A 1234-nucleotide genomic window follows, 5' to 3' on the forward strand; every position below is an offset into this window, starting at 1 on the left:
GGTTCTGGAGACGATAATGGATTTCGAGGGTTTCTTTCAAAGCGCGTTGGACGGCCTGCATCAGGAAGGCCGCTACCGCGTTTTTGCCGATATCGAGCGGCAGCGCGGCAACTTTCCGAAGGCGACGCGCAATGCGGCTGACGGCAGCCGGCAGGATGTCACGGTCTGGTGTTCGAACGATTATCTCGGCATGGGGCAGCACCCCAAGGTGATCGAGGCGATGAAAGACGCCATCGACCAGTGTGGCGCGGGTGCGGGAGGCACCCGGAATATTTCGGGTACCAATCACCACCATGTCCTGCTCGAGCGCGAACTGGCCGATCTGCACGGCAAGGAGGCAGCGCTTCTGTTTACGTCGGGCTACGTGTCCAACTGGGCGGCGCTCGGAACGCTCTGTTCGAAGATCCCCGGCATCATCGTGTTTTCCGATGCCGGCAACCATGCCTCGATGATCGAGGGCATCCGCTATTCGAAATGCGAGCGGGTGATCTTCAAGCACAATTCCGTCGCCGATCTCGAAGCCAAGCTCGCTGCCGCCGACCCGCGCGCGCCAAAACTGGTGGCGTTTGAATCGGTCTATTCGATGGATGGCGATATCGCGCCCATTAAAGAAATCTGCGACCTTGCCGAGAAATACGGCGCGATGACCTATCTCGACGAAGTCCATGCTGTCGGCATGTACGGCCCGCGCGGCGGCGGTATTGCCGAACGCGAGGGGCTGATGCATCGGCTGACGGTGATCGAGGGCACGCTCGGCAAGGCTTTCGGCGTGATGGGCGGCTATATCGCGGCGTCCACGGCGCTGTGCGATTTCATCCGTTCGTTCGCCTCGGGTTTCATCTTTACGACGGCGCTGCCGCCGGCACTGGCCGCCGGTGCGGTGGCCTCGATCCGGCATCTGAAGGAAAGCCAGATCGAACGCTTCGCCCATCAGGAACGGGTGCGGCGCCTGCGCAATCTGCTCGACAAGAACGGCATTCCGCATATGGACAACAAGAGCCACATCGTTCCGGTTCTGGTCGGCGATGCGTCGAAGTGCAAGTGGATCTCGGATCTGCTGCTCGACAATTGCGGCGTCTATGTCCAGCCGATCAACTATCCGACGGTGCCGAAGAAGACCGAGCGCCTGCGCATCACGCCGACGCCGATGCATTCCAACGCCGACATCGACCACCTCGTCGGCGCGCTCCACCAGCTCTGGTCGCGCTGCGCACTGGCAAGGGCCGTCGCGTAG

Annotated in this window: 1 protein-coding gene; it reads left to right on the forward strand. The window is 61.5% G+C overall.

The window, feature by feature from the left end:
* Positions 1-16: 16 nt before the first annotated feature.
* Positions 17-1234 (forward strand): 5-aminolevulinate synthase, encoded by a 1218-nt coding sequence (gene hemA / locus AX760_RS04880; protein WP_071831872.1) that lies wholly within the window; start codon positions 17-19, stop codon positions 1232-1234.

The sequence above is a fragment of the Pararhizobium antarcticum genome, assembly GCF_001885585.1.
In the GTDB taxonomy this organism is placed as follows: domain Bacteria; phylum Pseudomonadota; class Alphaproteobacteria; order Rhizobiales; family Rhizobiaceae; genus Pararhizobium; species Pararhizobium antarcticum.

Excerpts from the sequence above, each read along its gene's own strand:
- hemA (WP_071831872.1), top strand. The coding sequence starts at position 17 with ATGGATTTCGAGGGTTTCTTTCAAAGCGCGTTGGACGGCCTGCATCAG.